The sequence below is a fragment of the Cupriavidus cauae genome, from assembly GCF_008632125.1.
GTDB classification, from domain to species: Bacteria; Pseudomonadota; Gammaproteobacteria; order Burkholderiales; family Burkholderiaceae; genus Cupriavidus; species Cupriavidus cauae.
In genome coordinates this window covers 30,969-55,016 of sequence record NZ_VWRN01000017.1, presented here as the reverse complement: position 1 = coordinate 55,016, position 24,048 = coordinate 30,969, and the positions used below count along the sequence as shown (strand labels likewise).

At 67.8% G+C, this 24,048-nt stretch carries 15 protein-coding genes and 2 pseudogenes; 11 read left to right on the top strand and 6 right to left on the bottom strand.

What is annotated here, in order from left to right; translation table 11 throughout:
- Positions 1–88 precede the first annotated feature (88 nt).
- Positions 89–1,768: a hypothetical protein gene (locus F1599_RS04995; protein WP_150082383.1), complete on the bottom strand. Its 1,680-nt coding sequence runs from the start codon at positions 1,766–1,768 to the stop codon at positions 89–91.
- Between the two features lie 254 nt (positions 1,769–2,022).
- Here F1599_RS04995 and blaOXA point away from each other — a divergent pair, with 254 nt between their 5' ends.
- Complete coding sequence (gene blaOXA, locus F1599_RS04990) at positions 2,023–2,928, top strand: OXA-837 family class D beta-lactamase (protein WP_150082382.1); 906 nt, start codon at positions 2,023–2,025, stop codon at positions 2,926–2,928.
- A 111-nt stretch (positions 2,929–3,039) separates the two neighbouring features.
- Here the strand turns inward: blaOXA and F1599_RS04985 are convergent, their stop codons facing one another.
- The 3 genes from F1599_RS04985 to F1599_RS04975 form a co-directional block, all read right to left on the bottom strand.
- Positions 3,040–3,369 carry a GTP cyclohydrolase gene (locus F1599_RS04985; RefSeq protein ID WP_149319964.1) on the bottom strand — a complete coding sequence of 110 codons (330 nt, stop codon included), beginning with the start codon at positions 3,367–3,369 and terminating at the stop codon, positions 3,040–3,042.
- Positions 3,366–3,605 carry an isochorismatase gene (locus tag F1599_RS04980; RefSeq protein WP_149319965.1) on the bottom strand — a complete coding sequence of 80 codons (240 nt, stop codon included), beginning with the start codon at positions 3,603–3,605 and terminating at the stop codon, positions 3,366–3,368. The genes F1599_RS04985 and F1599_RS04980 overlap by 4 nt, the downstream gene beginning before the upstream one ends.
- A gap of 454 nt (positions 3,606–4,059) precedes the next feature.
- The gene (locus F1599_RS04975; protein WP_149319966.1) at positions 4,060–5,019 is read right to left on the bottom strand and encodes a chemotaxis protein; all 960 of its coding nucleotides are present in this window, start codon (positions 5,017–5,019) and stop codon (positions 4,060–4,062) included.
- 854 nt (positions 5,020–5,873) lie between these two features.
- Between F1599_RS04975 and F1599_RS04970 the strand changes: the two genes are divergently transcribed.
- From F1599_RS04970 to F1599_RS04905, 6 genes and pseudogenes are all read left to right on the top strand, one after another.
- Complete coding sequence (locus F1599_RS04970; RefSeq protein ID WP_150082381.1) at positions 5,874–6,518, top strand: hypothetical protein; 645 nt, start codon at positions 5,874–5,876, stop codon at positions 6,516–6,518.
- Between the two features lie 172 nt (positions 6,519–6,690).
- Positions 6,691–7,191 (top strand): annotated as a pseudogene (locus tag F1599_RS26655) (hypothetical protein); the annotation flags it as partial.
- A 243-nt stretch (positions 7,192–7,434) separates the two neighbouring features.
- Positions 7,435–13,104: pseudogene (locus tag F1599_RS25755) on the top strand (ESPR-type extended signal peptide-containing protein); the annotation flags it as partial.
- A complete protein-coding gene (locus F1599_RS26650) occupies positions 13,105–14,199 on the top strand; it encodes a YadA family autotransporter adhesin (RefSeq protein ID WP_455423653.1) in 1,095 nt (364 codons plus the stop codon).
- 143 nt (positions 14,200–14,342) lie between these two features.
- A complete protein-coding gene (locus tag F1599_RS04910) occupies positions 14,343–14,774 on the top strand; it encodes an outer membrane protein assembly factor BamE (RefSeq protein WP_149318041.1) in 432 nt (143 codons plus the stop codon).
- 119 nt (positions 14,775–14,893) lie between these two features.
- Positions 14,894–15,529 (top strand): SecDF P1 head subdomain-containing protein, encoded by a 636-nt coding sequence (locus tag F1599_RS04905; protein ID WP_150082380.1) that lies wholly within the window; start codon positions 14,894–14,896, stop codon positions 15,527–15,529.
- Positions 15,530–15,541: 12 nt separating this feature from the next.
- Here the strand turns inward: F1599_RS04905 and F1599_RS04900 are convergent, their stop codons facing one another.
- Together F1599_RS04900 and F1599_RS04895 are read right to left on the bottom strand one after the other, a co-directional pair.
- Positions 15,542–16,162 (bottom strand): ParB-like protein, encoded by a 621-nt coding sequence (locus F1599_RS04900; protein ID WP_149318043.1) that lies wholly within the window; start codon positions 16,160–16,162, stop codon positions 15,542–15,544.
- Between the two features lie 20 nt (positions 16,163–16,182).
- Positions 16,183–17,793, bottom strand: coding sequence for a BON domain-containing protein (locus F1599_RS04895; protein ID WP_150082379.1), 1,611 nt, complete (start codon positions 17,791–17,793; stop codon positions 16,183–16,185).
- 566 nt (positions 17,794–18,359) lie between these two features.
- Between F1599_RS04895 and F1599_RS04890 the strand changes: the two genes are divergently transcribed.
- From F1599_RS04890 to F1599_RS04875, 4 genes are all read left to right on the top strand, one after another.
- A complete protein-coding gene (locus tag F1599_RS04890) occupies positions 18,360–18,866 on the top strand; it encodes a low affinity iron permease family protein (RefSeq protein ID WP_149318356.1) in 507 nt (168 codons plus the stop codon).
- Positions 18,867–19,083: 217 nt separating this feature from the next.
- Positions 19,084–20,118 carry a hypothetical protein gene (locus F1599_RS25750; protein ID WP_190286306.1) on the top strand — a complete coding sequence of 345 codons (1,035 nt, stop codon included), beginning with the start codon at positions 19,084–19,086 and terminating at the stop codon, positions 20,116–20,118.
- A 103-nt stretch (positions 20,119–20,221) separates the two neighbouring features.
- On the top strand, positions 20,222–22,936 hold the full coding sequence (locus tag F1599_RS04880) for an ABC transporter transmembrane domain-containing protein (protein ID WP_150082378.1): 2,715 nt from the start codon (positions 20,222–20,224) through the stop codon (positions 22,934–22,936).
- 157 nt (positions 22,937–23,093) lie between these two features.
- Positions 23,094–23,648, top strand: coding sequence for a heme-binding protein (locus F1599_RS04875; RefSeq protein ID WP_223819469.1), 555 nt, complete (start codon positions 23,094–23,096; stop codon positions 23,646–23,648).
- Positions 23,649–24,048 lie beyond the last annotated feature (400 nt).

Below are 24,048 nucleotides of genomic sequence, written 5' to 3'. Positions count from 1 at the left end.
GGCCGGGCGCCGGCACCGTGCCGGCGCCATGGTGGTGCGTTGGGGTCCCCGCGAAGGCGGGGGCCCTTTTTTATTGCCGGGCGCTCCGTCAGTCGTCCCGCGCCAGCCGATGCACCGGCTCGGGCAGCGCATCGAACAGCGGCTTGCCGAAATACTGCCGATCGCTGACCGCCAATTGCCGCAGCCCCTCGCGCAGCGAACGCAGCGCACGGGCCGCCTGTTCCAGTTGGCCCGCATGGGCGGCATACCACGCCAGTTCGAACCACAGGCTGCTCTGCTGCAGCAGCGGATACTTGCGCTCGCCGCGCTGCGATTCCGCCAGGCGCCAGGCGGCGACCTCGTGCCAGCTGTCGGGCCAGGCCGGGCCGGTGAAGGCGTCGGCGAAGGGCCCGGCCAGTTGGCGCAGCGCGGCCACGCCGATCGGCGCGGCGGCCTGGAATTCGGCCAGCGTGGGACGCGGCGCGGTATGGCAGGCGCCGCGGGCGATGCGCATCAGATAGATCGCGTTCCACGCCGACGGATGGCGATTGCCCGCGCCGCGGCCCAGCCATTCCGACAGGCCGATCCACTGGATCGCGCGCTCGGCCTCGCGCTCGGACGAGACCCCGGGCACGGCACCGGGCAGTGCGCCGGGCAAGGCGCCCGACCATGCGATGCCGGCCTCGCCGAACAGCCATAGCGCCATGCCGATATTTGCCGCGACGTGCTGAGCGGCATCGGAGACGTTCGATTCGAAGGCCGCCGCCAGCGCCTGCTCGAAATGCGCGACGGCCTGCTCGGCGAGCGTGCCGGCCGCTGCCGTGTCGTTGGTCGCGGCCGCCGACAGCGCATGCGAGCGCTGGATCAGCGCGGCGAGGTTGTGCCACTCGAAGCGGACGTGCGGGTGCACCTGCACCAGCGTCGCGCCGGGCGCGTTCTGCGCCAGCGCCTGCAACAGCGCCAGCGCCCCGCGCAGATCGCGCTCGTCGTAGGCGCACCAGGCCGCGACGATGCCTTCCATCGCGTCGAGGTAGTCGTTGCCCGCGATCGCGTGGCCGCGCCGACGCCGTCGCAGCGCGCGCAGCATCTTGCGGGTTTGCGCGCGGTCGCCGAGGCGGCGCCACAGCAGCGCCTCGTTCAGCGCGACAAAGGCGTGTTCGAATTCGCTGACGGCGAGCCGGCGCGCGGCGCGAAATGCCGTCAGCGCGGCCGGGGCGTCATGGCTGCCGTTACCACCCTTGCCGGTGGCAGCCGCTTCGTCACGCGCCAGCGGCGTCAGCAATCGCCCCTCGCGCAGCGCCTGCTTGCCGTCGACGAAATGGCGCCAGAAGGACAGGTCGGTCTGCGTCACCATCCGCTGCGGCGCGGCGGCCTTGCCTTGTGCGCGCCCGTCGCGGTCCAGACCGAGAAAGGCGGCAATCTCGTGCGCAGTGGCGGGCGCGCCTTCGACCTGGCAGACGATGCGCTGGCGCTCGTGCGCGGCCAGCCAGAACGGCCCCTGGCTGCGTCCTTCCAGATTGAGGAAGCGCGGGTCGCGGCTCGCGTCCTCGCCCCATCCGACCTGCAACTGCCAGCGTCCGAAGTCCTGGAAGGCGCGGGCGATCGCCATCCGCAGCGTGCGCGCATTGCTCATGCGCTCGCGCAGGTCGTCCGCGTAGACCAGTGGCCGTTGCGGCGATGCCAGCGTGGCGTGGTGCAGCCGCACCAGCAGCCAGACCGACTGGTAGGCGGCGCGCGTGCCGTTGACCGATTGCGGGGCGGACAGTTCGACGACGACGGGATCGGGCATGGAGCAGGGGGAGCGAAAGGGGCGCAACGGAGCGGAAGGAAGACGGAAGGATGGCAAAAAAGGCCGGTCGATGTGACAGCCGTGACAGCCGTGCCGGATTGTCGCATGGGCAGGATTGGACCGGAACTCCGCCATGGCTACGATGCGCACTGTCCGGCCGGCGATGCGCCGCGCCGGCCGGACCGGCGCGCACAACCCGCCGCTGCCATCGGCAAGCCGCCGATCGCAGCAGCCCCAACGAACAAGGAGAGACCATGAAGTCCCGTACCGAAGCGCAGTCCCTGCACGCGCATGGCCTGTATCGCCGCCGCCTGCTGCAACTGGCCGGCGGCGCCGCGCTGCTGCCTGCCGCGCGCCTGGCGCTGGCCGATGTCGCGCCGGCAAGCGCCGTCGCCGCGCCGAGCGAAGTCGCCCGCGGTGATTTGATGGCGCACTTTCGCGCGCTGGACGTCGACGGCTGTTTTGCGCTGTTCGACGTCAAGGCGAACCGGATGACGCTGGTCAACGCATCGCGTGCGAAGACGCGCATGGTGCCGGCGTCGACCTACAAGATTCCGAACAGCCTGATCGCCTTCGAGACCGGCGTGGTGGCCGATCCGGACCAGATCCAGCCATATGGCGGCGGCAAGACGCGCTTCCCGCAGTGGCAGCGCGACATGAATCTGCGCGAGGCGATCGCGATGTCGAATGTGCCGGTCTACCAGGGCATTGCCCGGCGGATCGGCATGCAGCGGATGCAGACGTGGGTCGACCGGCTCGACTATGGCAACCGGCAACTCGGGAAGGTGGTGGATCAGTTCTGGCTGCGCGGGCCGCTGGCGATCTCGGCGGCCGAACAGACGCGCTTTCTGGCGCGGCTGGCACAGGGCCAACTACCGGCGTCGCGCCTGAGCCAGCAATGGGTGCGCGAGATCCTGCGCGTCGAAGCCAATGACGATCACGCGATCTACGCCAAGACGGGCTGGGCGATGGATGCCGGGCTGAACCACGGCTGGTGGGTGGGGTGGGTCGAACGCAGCGGCGGCGTCCATGCCTTCGCGCTCAATATGGATCTGCAGCGCGAGGAACTGGCGCCAAAGCGCATGGCCATCGCACGGGCGATGATGGCGGAACTTGGCGTGTTGCCCGTGGAGAACGGGCAAGCGCGCAAGATGAGCTAGCGCAAGACGGACCAGCCCAAGCGAGCCAGCGCAAGATGAGCTGGCGAAGAGCAGCTGGCGAAGACGAACTGGCGCGGGGCGGAGCTTGCCGCGCCGGGCGTACCGGCTGCGTCAGGCTGTCGCGTGCGCCTTCGTGGCCGCGGCCTTGCGCTTGCCCTTGGTAAAGCTCGACAGGCCGTCGATCACATCGCGACCGTAGGCGACGGCCGCTTCGATCGCCTCGCGCGGACTGCCGGCGCGATGCGAGCGCAGCGCCGGCAAACCGGTCGACGGCTCTCCGCCCAAGGCGATGATGTTGACCGTTGCCTCGAAGCTGTCGCGCGCGGTGCCCGACTTGCCGGCTTGTTCGCCGGCGTGATGGACGTGTGCCGAGAGGCGATAGCCCTTGTAAACAGCGTGATTGGCGTACATGGTGGACTCCTTGGAAATGCGCGCGCTCAATGGCGGCGCAAGCGCGTAATCGCGCGTTCGCCCGCCTGGCGGGCGACCTGCTTTGCCTGCGCTTCCGTGCGATGCAGCGTGTCGCGTACCGCGACGTTTTCGAGCACCCGCTCGCGTCCGCTTTCATAGCGGCTGACGATGTAAGTGGCGAACCACTGGCCGGGGCTTTGCTGGATCGGATGGACGGCGACGGTGTATTGGTTCTGGTTCTGGTTTTGGTTGTGTTGTTGATTCATGTCATTGGAAGGGGGCGGTCCCTTGCCCTGATCCGATGGGTCCGCGCAGATGCCAGAGGCAGGTGCATGCGGATGTCGAGCGCTGCGGCGCGTGAGTGCGCGCCAGTTGCGGCTTACGGAAACGGCTTGGTCGCGAGGCGAGGCCCGGCTCGGTTGAGCCGAAACAGCGGTGAGGCGACGGAACGGGAACGCTGGGTGGTGAATGCCGGACGTCAGGTCGGGCGGCGGGGCCCTGGGGGCCAGCCGGACAGTGTCTTGTCTTAATAATCTGTCCGGGTTTTCGCCTCTTGGGGCGAAGGCACACACTATAGCACGGTTGGCCTGTCAGCACGGGCTGCGCGGGTAGGCTCCTCTCCCGCGCGCGGGAGAGGGTAGGGGAGAGGGAAAAACGGCGCTCGCCACGGCATCGCCGTCGCAACCAGCCTTCGTCTCCCCCGCAGCGCAGCGAAGCGCCTCACATATGCAGCACGCCGCGAATCGTCTCCGCCAGATCCTTGGCGAGGAACTTCGACACGTAGGCGTCCGCGCCGACCTTGCGCACATGGTCCTCGCTGGCATTGCCCGACAGCGACGAATGGATGACCACCGGAATGCCCTGGAAGCGCTTGTCCGCCTTGATCTTGCGGGTCAGCGTGAAGCCATCCATCTCCGGCATCTCGAGATCGGTCAGCACGCAGGCGATCTCGTCGCGCACATTGCGCCCGGCCTTCGCGGCGGTGGCGGCGATGTCGTTCAGTTCGTCCCACGCTTCCTGGCCGGTCTTGGTCATCACCACGGATACGCCCATCGCATCGAGACCTTGCTCGATCAGGCTGCGGGCGAGGGCGGAATCGTCGGCCGCCAGAATTTTCGTGCCCGGGCGCAGCGCCAGCTTCGGTCCGACGGTGGACGGGTCGACATCGGGCTGGCTGGTCGGCAGCACGTCGCGCAGGATCTGTTCGACGTCGAGCACCTGCACCAGGCGAGCGTCGGGGGTGTCCGCATTCAGCTTGGCGATGCTGGTCACCAGCCCCCCCTTGGTGCTGGCCTCGGCCGAGACCACTTCGTTCCATTCCAGGCGCACGATTTCCTCGACGCCCTCGACGGCGAAGCCCTGCGTCGAGCGGGCGTACTCCGTGACCAGCAGGATGCCGCAGCTGCCCCCCTGTGGCGTGCAGCCGACGATCTTGGCCAGGTCGATGACCGGAATCACCTGCCCGCGAATATCCGCCATGCCCAGCATCGCCGGCGCGCCGCCGACCACGGTCGTGATTTTCGGCATCACCAGAATTTCACGGACCTTGAATACATTGATGCCGAATATCTCGTTCTGGCCGGAACGCTCGGCATTCCCGAGCCGGAACAGCAATAATTCGAACTGATTATTGTTGGTCAGGTTGGTCCGCTCGTCGATTTCCTTCATCAAGCCGCTCATGACTTCCTCTTGTTCCTCGCGACGCCCGCGTGACCGGTGGCGCAGTGTGTTGTCGATGACACACGAGGGCACGGCTACGAAGAGGGCCCGACCGCTCGCGGTACGGGTCATTAACGACAGGGCGGACGGAACCTTGAGGGTGCATGCGAGGCACCAAAAGCGTGCATGTGTCAACTAAAGACTTACTTACATGTGATATAAAAATTACTGTATGAAAATTACAATATTCGCGTCTATGATCGCGTGTACGACGATGTAACATCATTGATACATCAATTACAAATAGAAATCCCCCGGACATGCGCCTCGGCTCGGCGCAGTTCAGGCGGATGCAAGGCAGCACCCGCGTACCTTTGCGGGATGCGGCCTGCTACGGGTATGGCAAGGGGCGGTTAGACCGGGTAAACCCGGCGTATCGGTTGGGAGAAGTCTGTATGCACGAGCCGAATAGGGTGCCGTGGTGTCACGCCACGCGCACGCCTTCTCTCCGTACGCATTGGCGCCTGCGCGCCGACGCGGTGTTCTACCGCGCGCGCTTCACTTTGCAACTCATCTGCGGCCTCCGGCGAGCGCCTCGTGCCTGGCACGTCGGCCTCGCGCCCGACCGTCTTCTGGTCGGCGCCGCGACGGGCGCCATGCCCTGAAACCGTCCACGACCCGTGGTCGTTTCGCTCACGCGACAGTTTCCGCAAAGTTCACATTCGTTTTAATTCCGATTCACGGATCGCCGCTATGATCGCCAACGAGGCGATCAATGTATTTACTTTAATACAATGAATACATTGCGATGTTGGATCGAGCCCGGAGCAGTGAAACCGGGACCGGACCTGGCAATTCGCAAGGAGAAAATCCAGATGTACGAGCCCAACCAGCAGCACCACGCGAGCGGAGCCAAGCTCGCGCCCATGGGCTGCATGATCCAGCCGCGTTTCGCAGGCACGTCGCAGCGCGCCCTTGTGCGGCTGCCGGCTGCCGCATTCATCACCGCAGCGTTGGCAGCGCTGATCGCGGCGTCGCCCGACGCCGCGGCACAGGCCGCCGCGCCGCAGCCGGCTGCCAATACGTTCCAGGCGCAAGCCGCGCAACTGGGCATCAAGTCGTGCGCTCCGCTGTTCGCCAGCCTGGGCGAAAGCCTGACGCGCGGCACGACCTATGCCTCGACCGCACAAGCCCAGCAAGGCGCGCCGAACGATCACGGGGCGCACGCCGTCGTTGGCATGAAGTACGACACGCCGAACTACAAGGGGCAGGCAGCGGGTGTGATCTACACCGCGCCGACCAAGGCCGGCGGTTGCGAAGGCAATCTCGTGCGCGTGGCGCCGTTCCCGCAGTCGTGTCCGGACGTCGTCCGGCAGCTGCCGCAGGGAAGCACCCTCGCGACCACTCTTTCCGGTACGCCGCTGTACAACCTGGGCGGCAACCAGGGGCAGGCACTGCTGGTTCCCAGCGGTGCCGGTTGTGTTGTTGTCACAGTAGCAAGCGCGATGGAACGCCGATGAAGCGGGCCACGTAGCCACAGCACTGCATCAAATCGCACCGGCCGGTTCAGGCCGGGCGACTTCCAATTTCGATTTGGGGATCGAAACCCCGGTTTACGCCGGGGAAGGGGGGCTTTTTGTCTTCGCAAATGGCCCATTCAGTTTTTTGGCGAACTTTCTGGGGGTAGTCGCCATGCATCAAGCCAATACGAGGGCCCGAGCGCGCGCTCGGGCCGGTCTGTCTGGAACTTCGGTTGCTGCCACGGATGGCATGCATCCTTCCGTGCGACGTCGCATCTTCGCGGCGCTGCGTCGCGCACACCGCGTGCTCGGCATGAAACGGGATGGGCTCGGCCTGGGCGCACTGGGCGCATTGGGAACGGCCGGTGTGACAGCGTCGGGGTCCGCCGCCGCAGCCGGCGGTGAAGGCATGGTGGCGCGCAATGCCGGAGGGCTGCTCGCCGGAATGAGCGGGCTATTGCTGATGACGTCGCTGGTCGCACCGGCGCATGCGCAGTATTCCGCGGGCGGAGGCACCGCGACCGGCCTGAACTCCGTTGCGGTGGGACCGGGCTCGAGTGCTACTGGGTTGCGCAACGTCGCGGTGGGCAGTGGCGCCAATACAGCCGGAATCGATTCGATCGCACAGGGTACCAGCGCAACGGCAGGCGACCAGAATGCGATCGCCATCGGCTTCCAGGCGTATGCGACCGAAATCAACGCCATCTATCTTGGCGCACGGACCGTCCCGACATCGGGCAGCACCGCCGTAGGCGCGGTGGGGATCGGCACGGACGTCACCGCGTCCGCGCTCAACGCGATTGGGGTTGGAACGCGCGCTCTTTCGTCGGGGCAATACACGGTTGCCATCGGCCAGGACTCGGTCGCCAGCGGCGGGGGCGGCGCGGTAGCAGTGGGCGGCGGTGCCATCTCGAGCAACGTCAATACGGTAGCTATCGGCGTTGCATCCGAAGCCACTGCAGCCGGGGGCAGCGCCCTGGGCACCAATTCGCATGCGTTGGGAGGAAACTCCACTGCGGTCGGTGTCGGCTCCACGGCCAGCGGAAATTTCGCCATCGCTTCTGGTTACGCATCCAACGCAAGCGGTCTCAATGCGATCAGCGTGGGTCGTGATTCCGTTTCGTCCGCCGAAAGCGCGGTTGCGCTCGGCCAAGCCGCCCAAGCAACAGCAATTTCTTCCGCCGCATTTGGCCCTCAGGCTGTTGCCAGTGCTACTGAAGCGCTAGCTCTCGGCTATCAAGCCACGGCCAGCGGCGTCAATACGGTCGCGATCGGCAACCAGGTCACCGTAGCGGGCGAAGGCAGTATTGGAATTGGCGCCAACACGGGTCCGGCGGTCGATGCCGCGTCGACCAATGCGGTCGCTATCGGTTGGGCCGCACAGACCGTCAACGCGCCTTCCGCCGTGGCCATTGGCGACACAGCGATCGCGAACGCTGCGTCGGCTCTCGCTTTGGGGGATGGCGCTCAGTCCTCGGCTGCGAACGCAATCGCCATGGGTACCAGCGCAATCGCCGATTCCGCGGACGCCGTGGCAATCGGCAACGCCGCGCGAGCCACCGGCGGCAAAGCCGTCTCGATCGGTTCGGGCAACGTCGCGAGCGGCAACGGCGCCGTTGCGATCGGCGACCCGAACACCGCCACCGGCGACGGCGCGGTCGCGCAAGGTATGGACAACACCGCGACCGGCAACGGCTCGGTCGCGATGGGTAACACCAACATGGTGGGCGGCGGCGGCCAGGCTGTGAGCACGCCGGGCACCGCTGCGCAGGGCGCAGTCGGCATCGGCTACCAGAACAGGGTGGTCGGGCAAGGCAGCGTGGCCCTCGGTAACGCCAACCAGGCTCTGGGCGCCGGTTCGCTGGCCTTCGGCGACACGGCCGTCGCCGGTGCGGCTCGAGCGACCGCGATCGGTGCCGGTGCGCAAGCCGCGGCCTTGGATACCGTTGCAATGGGTACCAGTGCGGATGCGACCGGCGTAGGCAGCATCAGCATCGGCGTCAACGCTTCCGCTTCTGCTGGCACTGGTGTGGCCTCCGGCACCGCGATCGGTAACAATGCCGTGGCCTCTGGCCTAAACGGCGGCGCGACGGCGGTCGGCCAAAACGCCTCTGCCACGGGTGAGTATTCCGTGGCGCTCGGTCTGGGCAGCTCCGCTGGTGACCACGCCTCCATCGGCATTGGCACTTCGTCGAACGCGTCGGGTCTTCGCGCCATCGCCATGGGCGATACCGCTCAGTCCACTGGCGCAGGCTCGATCGCCATCGGCGGCAGCCAGGCGGGATCGTCCGTCGCATCGGCAGACGATGCCATCTCCATGGGTGGGGCGGCAAATGCCACACAGGTCGGAGCGATTGCGCTCGGCGCAGGCGCGCGGGCGACGGTGAGGGCAGGCGATGTCGCGCTTGGCTCCGGATCGGTAACTTCGGCCCCGACGCCGACGGCCAGCACCGTCATCCGCGGCACCACCTACACGTTCGCCGGCGCTAATCCGCAGAGCGTCGTCTCCGTTGGTGCCTCCGGTGCCGAACGCCAGATCCAGAACGTGGCGGCAGGCCGGATCGCGCAAAACTCGACGGACGCGATCAACGGTTCGCAGCTGTATGCCGTGCAGCAGTCGCTGCAGTCCGCAGTGACGGGGGCGTCTGCCCATTACTACAGCGTGGACAGCAACGGGACGACCGGAGCCAATTACAACAACGACGGCGCGACCGGACGCTTCGCGCTGGCCGCGGGTGTGGGTGCAACTGCGAGCGGCATCCAGGGTACGTCGGTCGGCTATCTGGCCAATGCCAGCGGGCAAGAAGGTACTGCGATCGGCTATGCCAGCACGGCGAGCGCCGTCAATGCCACTGCCTTGGGCAATCAGGTCACGGCCGCTGCCGACGGCAGTGTCGCCATCGGCACGAACAACATTGGCACGCACGTCGACGCCGCTTCGACGAACGGCGTGTCGATCGGCTTCTGGACCCGGGTGAACAACGCGCCGTCCGGCGTCGCCATCGGCGACCGCGCCCTGGCCACCGGTGCCAACACCACGGTCGTCGGGGCCAATGCGACGGCGGGCAATGCTGGCGCCACCGCGTTTGGGGCGGGTGCGCAAGCCGCCAATGTCCAGACGCTGGCTGTTGGCCAGAACGCTAGCGCCACCGGTCCGGAGTCTTCTGCCTTCGGCTATAACGCGGCTTCGGTGGGGTCGAACTCCCTCGCCGTCGGCTCCGCCAGCACCGCCGCCGGCAACACCACCATGGCAATTGGCCAGAATGCCAATGCGTCGAACTACGCGACGATTGCGATGGGTCTGAACACGGTGTCGGACGGCAATAGCACCATCGCGATCGGCAACGGTGCCGTTGCACACGATTACCAGGGCGTGGCAATTGGCGGAAACAGTGTCGCGAGCAACGCGGGAACGGCGATCGGTGGCGTCAGCGTCGCGACCGGCAACAACGCCACGGCAGTGGGGCGGTCGACCACCGCAACCGGTGACCGCAGCGTTTCCGTCGGCGTTCTGTCACAGGCGACGGCCGCAGACGGCATCGCCATGGGTTACCTGGCCAACGCAAGCGCTGCCGGCGGTGTGGCGATGGGCCTCCAGTCGTCGGCAGCTGCGGCCAATGCCATTGCGGTAGGCACCACTGCCGTGGCCGACTCCGCCGACGCGGTCGCGATGGGTACCGGCGCTCGTGCAACGGGCGGCAAGGCGGTCTCCATCGGCGCGAACAACGTCGCCTACGGCGATGGCGCGGTGGCGATCGGTGATCCGAGCTACGCCAGCGGTACCGGCGCGTTCGTCGGCGGTGCCAACAACATCGCCAATGCAGACGGCACGGCAACCGCCACGGCGGCCAACGCGGCCAACGGCGCGGTGGCGATCGGTAATGCCAATACGGCCATTGGCCAGGGCTCGGTCGCGTTGGGCAATGGCTCCCGTGCGGGTGCGGCCGGTGCGCTGGCCTTCGGTGATACCGCGACGGCAACCAATGCCGGCGACGTGGCACTGGGCTCGGGCTCGGTGACCGGCGCCGCGGTCGGCACGGCGGGTGCGACGATCGGCGGAACGGCCTACACCTTCGCGGGTGGCAACCCGTCCTCGACCGTCAGCGTGGGCGCCGTGGGTGCGGAACGCACCATCACCAACGTCGCGGCGGGCCGTCTGGCTTCCGACTCGACCGACGCCATCAATGGTTCGCAGCTGTACGCGACCAACCAGAAGGTGGACCAGAACACCACCGATATCACCAATCTGAGCACCACGATCGGCGATATCAACAACGGTGCTGGCATCAAGTACTTCCACGCCAATTCGACGTTGCCGGACAGCCAGGCGATCGGCACCAACTCGGTGGCGATCGGCCCGAACGCGGTGGCCAACAACGCGGGCGACATCGCGCTGGGCTCCGGCTCGGTGACGGCCGCCGCGGTGGGCACGCCGGGTGCGACGATCGGCGGAACGGCTTACACCTTCGCGGGTGGCAACCCTGCCTCCACCCTCAGCGTGGGCGCCGTGGGTGCGGAACGCACGATCACCAATGTCGCGGCGGGTCGCCTGGCTTCGGACTCGACCGACGCCATCAACGGTTCGCAGCTGTACGCGACGAACCAGAAGGTGAACCAGAACACCACCGATATCACCAATCTGAACAACACGATCGGCGATATCAACAATGGTGGCGGCATCAAGTACTTCCACGCCAACTCGACGTTGCCGGACAGCCAGGCGATCGGTACGGACTCGGTGGCAATCGGCCCGAACGCGGTGGCCAACAACGCGGGCGACATCGCGTTGGGCGCGGGTTCGGTGACGGCAGCGGCTGTGGGTACGGGTGGTGCGACGATCGGTGGCAACGCCTACACCTTCGCCGGTGCGACGCCGACCTCGACGGTCAGCGTTGGCGCCCCGGGCGCGGAGCGGACCATCACCAATGTCGCGGCGGGTCGTCTGGCTTCGGACTCGACCGACGCGGTCAATGGCTCGCAGCTCTACGCGACCAACCAGCAGGTGGATCTGAACACCACCGACATCGCGACCAACACGACCAATATCGCCAACCTGAACAACATCATTGGCGATATCAACAACGGCGCGGGCATCAAGTACTTCCATGCCAACTCGACGTTGCCGGACAGCCAGGCGCTGGGCACGGACTCGGTCGCGATCGGTCCGAACGCCATCGCCAACAACGCGGGTGACATCGCGTTGGGCGCGGGTTCGGTCACGGCTGCCGCAGTGGGGACGGGTGGCGCGACCATCGGTGGCAACGCCTACACCTTCGCCGGTGCGACGCCGTCCTCGACGGTCAGCGTGGGTGCGGCTGGCGCCGAGCGGACCATCACCAACGTCGCCGCGGGTCGCCTCAGCGATACGTCGACCGACGCGGTGAATGGCTCGCAGCTGTACGCGACCAACACGCAGGTGAACTTGAACACCGCCGATATCAACAATCTGAACACCACGATTGACAATATCAACAACGGTGGCGGCATCAAGTACTTCCACGCCAACTCGACGTTGCCGGACAGCCAGGCGATCGGTACGGACTCGGTGGCAATCGGTCCGAACGCGGTGGCCAACAACGCGGGCGACATCGCGTTGGGCGCGGGTTCGGTCACCGCTGCGGCAGTGGGTACGGGTGGTGCGACGATCGGTGGCAACGCCTACACCTTCGCCGGTGCGACGCCGACCTCGACGGTCAGCGTTGGCGCGGTGGGCGCGGAGCGGACCATCACCAATGTCGCGGCGGGCCGCCTGAGCGGCACGTCGACCGACGCGGTGAATGGCTCGCAGCTGTACGCGACCAACCAGCAGGTGGACCTGAACACCACCAACATCGCCACCAACACGACCAATATCGCCAACCTGAACAACATCATTGGCGATATCAACAACGGCGCGGGCATCAAGTACTTCCACGCCAACTCGACGCTGGCGGACAGCCAGGCGCTGGGTACCGACAGCATCGCGGTCGGTCCGCAGGCCGTGGCCAACAACACGAACAGCATCGCGATGGGTAACGGCGCGGTCTCGAGTGTCGATGGCGGCGTGGCGCTGGGTTCGGGTTCGGTGTCGGATCGCGCGCTGGCCCCGGTCAGCGGCACGATCACGGCCGGTACCGCCCTGGTGCCGTACAACACCACGGACGTGAATCTTGCCGGTGCGGTGTCGGTCGGCAATGCCGCGACCAACACGCTGCGCCAGATCACCAACGTCGCCGACGGTACCAGCGCGCATGACGCCGTGACGATCCGCCAGCTGCAAGGCGCGATTGGCTCGGTCACCGCGACCGGTACCAAGTACTTCCACGCGAACTCGGCGCTGGCCGATTCGCTGGCGGTCGGTGTCGACTCGATCGCGGTGGGCCCGGAGACGATCGTCAACGGTGACAACGGCATCGGCATGGGCAAGAACGCCCAGGTCGCGCAGACCGCCCCGGGCGGTACCGCGATCGGCCAGAACTCGCTGGTGTCGCAGGCCGATGGCGTCGCGCTCGGTACCAACGCGCAGTCGCAGGGCATCCAGTCCCTGGCGCTGGGCGCCGGTTCGCAGGCGGTGTTCGCGAACAGCGTCGCACTGGGCGCAGGCTCGGTGACGACGGTGGGCGCGCGTACCGGCTACATCGGCTACGGCGTGGGCGGCGGCCAGAACTCGGTGGGCGAAGTGTCGGTGGGCAACGTGGGTGCCGAGCGGCAGATCACCAACGTCGCAGCAGGCTCGGCGCCGACCGATGCGGTCAACGTCAGCCAGCTGAACCAGGTCGCGCAGAACACGGCGACTTCGCTGGGCGGCGGTGCTTCGTACGATTCGACCACGGGCTCCTATACCGCACCGAGCTACTCGGTCGGCGGCAGCACCTACAACAACGTGGGCGACGCGCTGGGCGCGCAGGACACCATCGTCAAGAACCAGGGCGACAGCATTGCGAACCACCTTGGCGGCGGTACGACCTACAACCCGGCGACCGGCACCATCGGCGGCGGCTTCACCGTCAATGGCAAGACCTACGCCAACGTGGCCGACGCGATCGGCGACACGGCGGGCCAGGTCGAGAACTCGATCCAGTACGACAACTCGGATCGCTCGCAGATCACGCTCGGCGGCACCAACGGGACGAAGATCACCAACGTCGCCGCCGGCAACATCAGCGAGAACTCGACCGACGCCGTCAACGGCTCGCAGCTGCACCAGACCAACACCACGGTCAACAACCTGGTCGAGGGCAAGATCGGTATCGTCAAGCAGGAAACGAGCAACGGTCCGATCTCGGTGGGTGGCGATACCGGCGGTACCACGGTGAACATGGCCGGCAAGGATGGCGATCGCCGCATCACGGGCGTGGCCGAAGGCACGGCCCCGACCGATGCGGTCAACGTCAACCAGCTGAACCGCATCAGCCAGGGCATCGACCAGAAGTTCGCGGGCATGGACAGCCGTATCCGCGCGGTCGAGAACCGGTCCAACGCGGGTATCGCGTCCGCGATGGCGATGGCGGGTCTGCCGCAAGCCTATCTGCCGAACAAGAGCATGGTGGCCATCGGTGCCGCCACGTTCAACGGCGAGACCGGCTATGCGCTCGGCCTGTCGCGCGTGTCGGACAACGGCTCGTGGATCTACAAGGCGTCTGGTGCCGCTTCGTCGCGTGGCGACTACGGTGGCGCGGTGGGCGTCGGCTATCAGTGGTAAGCCGATCAGTGGTCAGCCGCGCGGAATTGTCCGTGTAGCAAGGGCGTGCGCCTGTCCCCCAGCTGGCGCACGTCCGACCACTACCCGATCATCAACGTCCCGTCGGCGCGATGACGCCAAGCCGGGACAAGGAGTTCGAAACCATGTTTGATTCGATGAAACGCCATGCCGCACCCTGCGCGGCCGTGCTCGCGGCGCTGCTGCTGGCCGGCTGCGGCAATCTCAGCAAGATCGACGACCGCGGCCACACCGCCGAGCCGGTCTGGCCGAAGATGGACGTAGAGAACATGACGCTGCTCGAGGGCATCCATCCGGATCCCGACAAGCTGGCGCTGGTCAAGCCCGGCATGACGAAGGACCAGCTGTACCATCTGCTGGGCCGCCCGCACTTCCTCGAGGGCTTCTTCTTCGTGCGCGAATGGGACTACCTGTTCCATCTGCAGACGCCGTCCGGCGACAAGGCCTGCCAGTACAAGGTCCTGTTCGACCGCGACACGCACGCGCAGCAGTTCCTGTGGCGCGAGAAGGAGTGCGAGGAAGCGGCGAAGGCGCTGGTGAAGAAGACGAGCGCCTGATCCAACGTCACCGCGCATGCGGGGACCCGGCGACTTGAGGTAGCATGCGGGGTCCCCGTGATCGCGGGGCAGCACAGTGGTTATCGGGCCGGCGACGGCCCAATTTTTTTGGAGTTGCCATGTATCGCGTCGTATCGGTCGCCGCTTCGCTTCTTGCCGTGCTCACCCTGGGCGCCTGCCAGCAGATGCCCGCCCAGCAGACCGCCCAGCCTGGTGCGATGGCGCCCGCCGCGCTGGCGGGCCAGGCACCGGCCCAGGCCCCCGCCCAAGCTCAGGCGCAAGCGCAGGCCGCGCCGCGTGCCGCGACGCAACTGCCGAGCGTCGATTTCCGCCTGGCCCAGCCCGAGCGCGCGCCCGAGCTCCAGGAGCTGCGCATGGCCAATGCGACGTTGTGGGTCGCGCCGCAGCCGGTGCTCAGCCGCGGCGACCTGAACACGGTGGTGGCCGTCAAGGCGAAGGACGGCAAGCACTATGTGCGCTTCGGCTTCACGCAGGCCGGCGCGCAGAAGCTGGCGGCGGTGACGCAGCGCTTCCCCGGCAAGGTGCTGGTGCTGACGATCAACGGCAATCTGGTGGCGACGCCGCGCATCGCGCGTCCGGTGACCAATGGCCTGTTGTTCGTGCCGATGGCCAGCGAGCAGCAGGCGCTGAACGTGGCGGCGGTGATCGGCGGCGCCGGCGCGCCGACCGGGCTCGCAGCACCCGCAGCACCTGCCGCGCGCGCACCTGCGGCGCGCGCGCCCGCCGCGCGGTAAGGCGCTCGCCGCCTACTTGCCGATATAGCCGGGTAGTCCCCTTGCCTTGGGACTCCTGGCTGCCTTGACCGCCAACGCCAGCGCATAGGCAAAGCATTCCGTATTCCCCATCGGCCCGCGAATCTCGCGCCGGAAGAAGTCCGCCCATTTGAAGTCCGGATAGGCCTGCTTGACCCGGCGGTAACCGCCGGCAATGCGGGCAAAGGCCTCGAGGCTGCGATACGGATCGTCGCGCATTCCCGCCACCGAGCGCGGCAGCGCCGACAGCGGCTGGCGCTGCCCGTGCTCGTCGTAGGGGTGGACCTGATGCCGGCGCAGCATGTACTCCCAGAACTCGTCCTCGGAGCGGTCGCTCAGGTCCTTGCGCACGAACACCGGGATGATCTCGAAGCCGAGCTCGTGCCAGGCGCGCACCCAGTGGTGATGGTCCACGACCCACAGCACATGCTGCGGTCCCACCACCACGTGGATGCGATGCTTGTCGAAGAAGGCCTCGAGCCGGTCCTCCGGCTGCCGGCGCGTCGTCTGCATCTTGCGCTTGACGTGCAGCATGCCGACCGTGATCTGGGTCGGCCGCAGCTCCGCGATCGGTGCGCGGAGCTTGCTGCCTTTGGCGAGGGTCGTGGTGCCCACGTGCGCCGATCCGGCCGGGCTCAGCGGTTGGTTCCCTTGCCGGTCGAGCCGAGCCCGTCGCCGATATCGGGCGTGCTGCCCGAAGCGGAGGAGACCGACGAGCCGGATGTCCCGGTCGTTCCCGATGTCCCGGACGTGCCCGACGTTCCCATCGAGCCGGTGCTGCCGGTGGTGCCGGACGTTCCCATCGTGCCGGACGACAGCGGCGAGCCGGTCGACGTGGCCGAGGTGGAGCCGGACGAACCGGAGGAGCCCGACGTTCCCGACATCCCGCCGCTGCTGCTGCTGCGATAGTCGCCACCCGCTTCCGAACCGGCACCCGCGCTGCCCATGTCGCGCGTCACGCGGATCTGGTTGTGGACCTCGTTGACGCCGAACACTTCGTCGGCGATGTCCTCGATCACGAACTTCTCATGGCGCTCGCGGACCGTGCCGGTCAGCGTCACCGTGCCGCCGCTGACTTCGACCGAGACCTGGCTGACATCGACCATCGGCACATCGGACAGCCGCTCGCACAGGTCCTCGCGAATGCGCTCGTCCGAGCGCTGATAGCCCTTCGGGCCGACGCGCCGGCGGCGTTGCTGTTGTCCGTATTGCTGGCCTTGCTGGCCGTACTGGGAAGCTTGCTGGCCATATTGCTGCCCCTGACCATACTGCTGACCCTGGCCATATTGCGAGCCGTAGCCCGACTGGTACTGCGAGCCGCCCCGGCCGCCGGATTCGTAGCTCTCCAGCCCGTAGCCGCGGCCGCCCTGGCCCGAACTGCCGCCATAGCCGGAGGTACCGCTCTGGCGATAGCCCGGATCGCCGGGATAGGCCCGCTGACCACCGCTGTACGACTGTCCGCCGCTGGAGCTGCTGCCGTAGTAGCCGCCGCCATAGCCGGGCTCGTTGCCGCCGCGACGCGAACGGTCGCGCGCCTCGAGTTCGCGCCAGGTTTCCGCGCCACCGCCGCGGCGGCCTTGCTCGCGCCCATAGCCACCGTACTGCTGGCCGCCGGATTGCTGGCCGCCGTACTGCTGGCTGCCGTACTGCTGGCTGCCGTAGCCCTGGCCCGCTTCCCAATCGTCCTCGCGGCCGGTATCGCGCACGCCGTACATGCCGTAGCGCTCCACGCCACCGCCGCTGGGGTCGTAGCCGGCATAGCCGCTGCTGTACGGATTGCGCGCGCCGCCCATGTCGGTCGGATCATAGCGGCCCTGGCCGCTGCCGCGATAGCGCGGCGAGGATTGCTGCTCGAACGAGGAACCGCCGCCGCCGCTGCGCGAGCGATCGCCACCGCCGCCACCACCACCGCCGCGTCCAGCGCCCCATTCATCGCGCCAGCGTTCGCGTTCGTTCTCATGGCGTTGCTGGCCCTGGCCTTGCCACTGCCCCTGTCCTTGTCCGTACCGCTGCTGGCCCGAGCGCTGGCCGCCGTATCCGCCGGACTGCCCGCGGCCGGATTGTCCGCGGCCGTATTGCTCGCGTGACTCGCCCTCGTCGCCGTATTCGCCAAACCGCATTTCTTCGCCCATGTCGTCACCGTCCTTGTCGCGCCACCATTCGCTGCCGCTCCCCTGATCCCGCCCCGGACCGCCGCCATAGCCACCGTAGCCGCCGGGGTAGCGCTGATTGCTACCGTTGCTCATTTGTCCCTCCTTGCGTACCAAGTGGCGGCACGCGCCGCGCACTGCGCCGGGCGGATGTTGCTCCTGCTCTGCTGCTGCCCGGCCGGGTGAAGAACCGCAAGAACCGTACCGCTGTGCGCGAGAGGCGGCATGCGAAAGCGGGGCGCGCGCATCGCCCGCGATCGCCGCGGCGCCAGCAATCCACATGCAAAGTTTGCCGCCGTCACTTGTAAAAAGTACGGCGCATGGCGGGGCCGTCACCGAAGCGCAGTCTCTTTCGTCATTTGCGTGCGTCGCGCCTGACGGATCGACGTCGCAGGTATGGAACTTGCCGTATAGCGGTATTGCCCATCACCGGCGCGGGCGTGCCTTGCGTGCTGTGGCCCGCCATGCCGGAAGGCGCCCAGAGAACAGCCATGTCCGACGTAGCCAGTACCGACCGCGAACGCCTCGCCAGCGCCGCCCGCGAAGTCATCAACGGAAAGTCCGCCAACGGCAAGGCAGCCAACGGCAATGCCAGAGGCGCCGGCAATGGCGCCGGCAATGGCGCGTCGGAAGAGGACCGGCAGGGCTGGCGACGACGTGTGATGCACGCCTTCGAATGGTTCGCCGGCCATGCCACGCGGGGCGCCGGCTCGCCGATCGCGTTCGCCTCCGCCGTGGGCGTGGTGCTGCTGTGGGCGGTGACGGGGCCGATGTTCGATTATTCCGAGACCTGGCAGCTTGTCATCAATACCGCCACGACCATCATCACGTTCGTCATGGTGTTCCTGATTCAGCAGACGCAGAACAAGGACTCGCTGGCGGTGCACCTGAAGCTGAACGAGCTGCTGGCCTCGCATCGCCACGCCAGCAGCCGGCTGGTGGCAATCGAGGACCTGGACGAAGAGGACCTCAAGAAGTTGGCGGCCTTCTACCGGCAGCTGTCCGAGCTGGCCGAGCGCGAAAGCGATATCGAGGAAACCCACGGGCTTGACGATGCGCTGCAGACGCACGTCGCCAAGCAGGAGGCGCGGCACGATCTGGAGGAGGAGATCGCTGCGGAGCTCGACTCGAAGGCGCGCAAGGACCGCCGGCCGGACGACGCGGTCTGAAGCGGCCGAGCCTGCCTCGCGCGCAGGCCGGATCGCGATGGGCCGGTGCAGGCCCGTGTCGATCGAGTCGGTCCGTGTAGATCGGTGTGGGTGTTGCAAGTTCGACATGCGCGACGAACAGCCATCCAGCGATGACGCGCGCTGCTGCGTGCCGGCACGCGCGGGCGCATTCCTTGCACGACGCGAAGAATGTCGTTGCCGAACCCAGGAGCCAATCATGTCGACCATCGTGGCAGGGCGTTTCGATTCCTTCGCCGACGCCGAGCGCGCGGCGCGAGGGCTTTATGGACACGGATTCTCGGTATGGGATGTGTCGATCTTCACGGTTGGCACGCCGCAGGCCACGCAGGAACTGGCGCGCCCGCCCGGCGTGCTGCTGGCGGCGCGGGTCGAGCCCGAACGGCTGCAGACGGCGGCCGAACTGATCCGCCTGGAAGGCGGGCGCGAGCTCGAGCAGGCCGAGGGCCAATGGGAGAACGGCCGCTGGTCGGACTTCGATCCGCTTGGCACACCGAAGCCGTTGCAGGAGACCGCACCGCACGAGCGCGCGGGCCAGCTCGGCGAGGGCGCGCTGAGCGCGACCGGCAACGAGGACCCGGGTAGCGAGATCGACCAGTCGGTCCGGCAGGACGAAGACCGCCATCCCGGACAAGTGAGCGGGCAGGCGGGCGGGCATGCCGGCGGACAGACAGGCGGGCAGCCGGGCGGGCATGAGGCTGGAAACGGCGAGCGCGATCTCGGCGTGCTGCTGACCCCGGGCCAGCACACCACCACGCATGAGGGCGTCAGCAAGGGCGACGAGGGCCGCATGCAGGGCCAGCGGGCGGGCGAACCGCGGCAGCAGGACGCTGGCAGCCAGACTGGGTCGGCCGCCGAGGGATCGAGCCCAGGCGCGAGTGAAGGAGCGACTCAAGACGTGGGCCAAGGAAAGAGCGAAGGAACGAGCCAAGGTGCGGGCCATGGCGCGACTCAAGGCCAGAGCCCAGCGCAACGCGAAGGGCAGGGCCAGCACCCCGCCGAACAGCAACCGCGCGAAGCCTGGGAATCGGCGCAGTCGCATCGCCAACCGGGCGAGAAGACCGACGAGCCCGAACTGGTGCGCGGCGCCACCACCACACCGGAGCCCAGCGGGCCCAACGACACCTTCCGCCAGATCCGCCGCGGACAGTTCCCGCCGGGAGTCGGCGAGGGCGACCTGCGCGACCCGGGCAGCACCACGCCGGACGCGCCGAAGGTCGACAACCGGTCGTGAGGAATCCGATGACGGACCCGATGACCACCACGATGACCGCCCGATGACGGCCGCGATGACCGAACCGGTACTCCCCTAAGCGCCGCCCCCGACCAGCGAGACGATGCCGACGACCAACGGACATCCCGCCCCTGCTTCCAAACGCCGGATCGCGGCCGAACTCTGGGCCACGATCTGGCGTTTCCGCGGCCGCGTCGGCGTAGCCGTGGTGCTGCTGATCCTGGCCAAGGCCGCCGCCGTAGCGGTGCCGCTGGTGCTGAAGCTCGTGGTCGACGACGTGGCGCCGGTGGCCACCGGCGCCGCCGCGATGGCGGGCGCGGCGATCACAATGCCGGTGTTCCTGGTGCTCGCCTACGCGGCGCTGCGCCTGCTCGGCAACGCCTTCAACGAGTTGCGCGACGTGGTGTTCGCGCCGGTGACCCAGCGCACCGTGGCGACCTTCATGGAGCGCACCTTCTCCCATCTGCATGCGTTGGGGGCCCGCTTCCATGCCCGCCGTGAAACCGGCGGCGTGATCCGCGACCTGGAGAAGGGCACCGCGGCGATCGGCTTCCTGCTCGGCGTCGCGGTGTTTACGATCGTGCCGACGCTGATGGAGATCGGCTCAGTGCTGGTGATCATGATCGCGGCCTATGGCGGTGCCTTTGCCGCGATCATCGTGGTGACCTTCGCCCTGTATGCGGGCTACACCTATGTGATGACGCGGCGCCGGACGCGGGTGCAGCGCAAGGTCAACGCGGTGGAGGCGCAGACCAACAGCAAGGTGGTCGACAGCCTGCTGAACTACGACACCGTCAAGTTCTTCGCGCGCGAGCGCTTCGAGACGCGCCGCCTGTCCGGCCTGCTCGAAGGCTGGGTCGACGCCAGCGTCGAGAACCAGTACGCGCTGTCCGCGCTGCACGTTGGCCAGAGCTGCTGTATTGCGCTTGGTGTGGCGGCGGTGATGCTGCTGGCGACCGAGCGGGTCGTCACCGGCGCGCTGACGGTCGGCGACCTGGTGCTGATCAACGCGTACATCATCCAGGTCGTGTTGCCGCTCAATACGCTGGGCTTCATCTTCCGCGAGTCCAACGACGCCATGACGCAGGTCGAGCGGCTGTTCGCGCTGCTCGACGCGCAAGGTCCGCCGGGCGAGGACCACGATGCGCCGGGCGCGCGACCGCTGCACGTAACGCGCGGCGAGATCGTGTTCGAGCACGTCAACTTCAGCTATGACCCGAGCCGGCAGACGCTGTGGGACGTCAGCATCCGCATCGGCGCCGGCCAGACCGTGGCAGTGGTCGGCGGCAGCGGCTCGGGCAAATCGACGCTGGCGCGGCTGCTGTTCCGGCTGTATCTGCCGGACAGCGGCAAGATCAGCATCGACGGTCAGGACCTGCGGCTGGTCACGCAGCAGAGCCTGCGCGAGGTGATCGGCATCGTGCCGCAGGACACCATCCTGTTCAACGACACCATTGCCTACAACATCGGCTACGGCCGCGAGGGCGCGACCCGCGCCGATATCGTCGAGGCCGCGCGCGCCGCGCAGCTCGATACCTTCATCGACCGGCTGCCTGACACCTACGAGACCCGCGTCGGCGAGCGCGGCGTGCGCCTGTCGGGCGGCGAGCGCCAGCGCGTGGCGATTGCCCGCGCGCTGCTGAAGAAGCCGCCGATCGTGGTCTTCGACGAGGCCACCTCGGCGCTCGACACGCGCTCGGAGCGCGCGATCCAGCGCGAGCTGGCCGAAGTGGCGAAGGGCCGCACCGCGCTGATCATCGCGCACCGGCTGTCCACGATCGCCGATGCCGACCATATCCTGGTGATGGAGCATGGCCGCGTGGTGGAGGAGGGCACCCACGATGCGCTGCTGGCAAGGCGCGGCGTCTATGCGCAAATGTGGCGGCTGCAACAGCAGCAGCGCGAACTGGAACGGACCGAGCAGAAGCTGGCACTGCAGCCGATCCGGCTCGAGGCCATCGTCGCCGCGGTGGTCGACGGCTTGCGCGAGCTGATTGCCGAGCGGCAGGTCAATCTGTTCACCGTGCTCGGCGAGGCGGAACTGCGCGTCACCGGCGATCCGGGCGTGGTGCAGAAGGCCGTGTGGGAGCTGTGCCATGCGCTGATCGACGACATGGAGCCGGGCGGGCGCATCGAGCTGCGGCTCGAACGGCAGGGCGGCGAAGCCTCGCTCTATGTGGCCGCGCCGGACCGGCAGGCGCCGCTGCCCGATATGCGCGAGCTGGAGAACCTGCTGGAGGACCACGCGGTGCGGCTGACGGTCGATCCGCACGGACATGGCTATCGCATCGCGATGCCTTTGCGGCCGATCCGCGAAACTCCGGCGCCACCGCCGGTCGCCCCGCCCGACATCGCGGCGACCCTGCCGGCGCCGGACGCGCTGAAGGGCCTGCGCATCTTGGTGCTCGACGACGACGAGCCCACGCGCGAGGTACTGACCAGCACGCTGGAGGACTACGGCGCCGACGCCCAGGCCTTCGGCCGCGGCGACGACCTGCTGGAGCTGCTGGGCAAGGCCGATCCGCAGCACTGGCCGCAGGTCCTGCTGTGCGATATCGCGCTGGACGAGGAGGACGGCTACACCGTGCTGCGCCGCGTGCGCCGGCTCGAGACCGAGCGCAACGTGCCGCTGGCCTGCCGCCTCAGCGCGATCGCGCTGTCCGGCCATGCCGAGGCGCAGGACCGCATGCGCGCGATGATGGCCGGCTTCCAGGTGCACCTGTCCAAGCCGGTGCAGATCGGCGAGCTGGTGGTGGCGATCCATTCGCTGGTGCGCCATCGCGATGTCGACACCACGGTGCCGGGGCCGCGAAGCTAGCGCCAGGGCGCTGCCGGTCTCCGGTTCCCGGTACCGGACCGCGGCCCCCGGTCGCAGCCCTCCGGCCTCGGGCCTCGGGCCTCGGGCCCGGGGTCGCCGTTGCGGGTCCATCGATTCCGTTTCACAACCCAACCCACTACACGATCGAGGAGAAACCATGCAGCCTCACGACAGACCCGATCTGCCCAGTTCCACACCGTCCCGGTCTTCCACTGACGTGCCCGGCGCCACTGCCTCGCCGGGCAGGGCGCCGGGCAGCCGGTTCGCCGATGCGGCCAGCGCCGAGCGCGCGGTCGCGCTGGCGAGACCGATGCTCGAAGCGGCGGTGCGGGACCGCGAGGTCGGCGAAGGCGGCTTCCTGCATCTGGTGGTGATGGACCCGGGCAAGGGTCCGGCCGATTGCCCGTTCGAGCAGGCAATCCTGTACGAATACTCGGCGCCGGGGCGCGAGCGGTGGGACGCCGATTACGCCTGGTATGCGCGCGAGAAGGCCAAGGTGGCCTGGCGCACCGGCATGGCGACCGACCAGGTCCAGGCGCGCGCCCCGCATCTGCTGCGCGCGGAGGAATCGATGCTCGGCGGCGCGGTGGTGCTCGACGGCATCGTGGTGGCGGTCAGCGGGGCGAACCCCTGGTATGACGAAGCCTTCGCGCTGAGCGTGGCGGCGCTGCTGCGGGCGGTGGCGCAGCAGCGGCGGCGGGAGCAAGGGTAGGTCGCGCCGCGGAGAGTTCGTGCAGCGAGCGAATGACGCGACGGCGAGCGCGCTGGCGAACAGGTCGCTCCCTCTCCCGCTTGCGGGAGAGGGCTGGGGAGAGGGCAGCACCGCCCATGCAACTTTTACCAGCCACGGCATAAACGCCAACGCCCCCTATGTAACTCCGGACATGGGGGAACCGTTACCCCTGAAACGGCAAGCCACTGCGCCATCACGCGTCTGGCATGCAATTCGCTGAAGGCATCCCCACAGAGAACCGGATTCGCCGCCGTCGCACGGGGCGGCGGGTAGCCGGAAATGGGGAGCGATGCCGTGCATTCCCTTTTCCGTCCGCCCGCCGGCGCTGCACCTCGCGCCGCGCTTCGCGCCGCATCCCCTTGCGCCCGCGACGCATCCG